This is a genomic window from Pyxidicoccus fallax (assembly GCF_012933655.1).
Lineage (GTDB): Bacteria > Myxococcota > Myxococcia > Myxococcales > Myxococcaceae > Myxococcus > Myxococcus fallax.
In genome coordinates this window covers 1-711 of record NZ_JABBJJ010000750.1, presented here as the reverse complement: position 1 = coordinate 711, position 711 = coordinate 1, and the positions used below count along the sequence as shown (strand labels likewise).

Annotated in this window: 1 protein-coding gene; it reads right to left on the bottom strand. The window is 67.4% G+C overall.

What is annotated here, in order from left to right; genetic code table 11:
- Positions 1–711, bottom strand: a 711-nt coding sequence (locus tag HG543_RS53980) for an elongation factor Tu (protein ID WP_169352718.1), incomplete at both ends; no start/stop codon positions are given.

Below are 711 nucleotides of genomic sequence, written 5' to 3'. Positions count from 1 at the left end.
CACCTGGCCACGCTCCAGGTCCTCACGCTTCAGGCCGCGCAGCAGCGCGCCGATGTTGTCGCCCGCCATGCCCTCGTCCAGCAGCTTGCGGAACATCTCCACGCCCGTGATGACCGTCTTCTGCGTGGGGCGGATGCCGACGATTTCGACTTCCTCGCCCACCTTGATCTTGCCGCGCTCCACGCGGCCGGTGGCCACCGTGCCGCGGCCGGCGATGGAGAACACGTCCTCCACCGGCATCAGGAAGGGCTTGTCCGTGGCGCGCTGCGGGGTGGGGATGTAGCTGTCCACCGCCTCCATCAGCTTGAGAATCGCCGGCTCGCCGATGTCGCTGGTGTCACCCTCGAGCGCCTTGAGCGCCGAGCCGGGGACGATGGGGATGCTGTCACCGGGGAACTCGTACTTCTTCAGGAGGTCACGCACCTCCATCTCCACGAGCTCGCGCAGCTCGGGGTCATCGAGCATGTCCACCTTGTTCAGGAAGACGACGATGTAGGGCACGCCCACCTGGCGGGCCAGCAGGATGTGCTCGCGCGTCTGGGGCATCGGGCCGTCGGCCGCGGAGACCACCAGGATGGCGCCGTCCATCTGCGCCGCGCCCGTGATCATGTTCTTCACGTAGTCGGCGTGGCCCGGGCAGTCGACGTGCGCGTAGTGACGGTTCTTCGTCTGGTACTCCACGTGCGCGGTGGAGATGGTGATGCCGCGCTC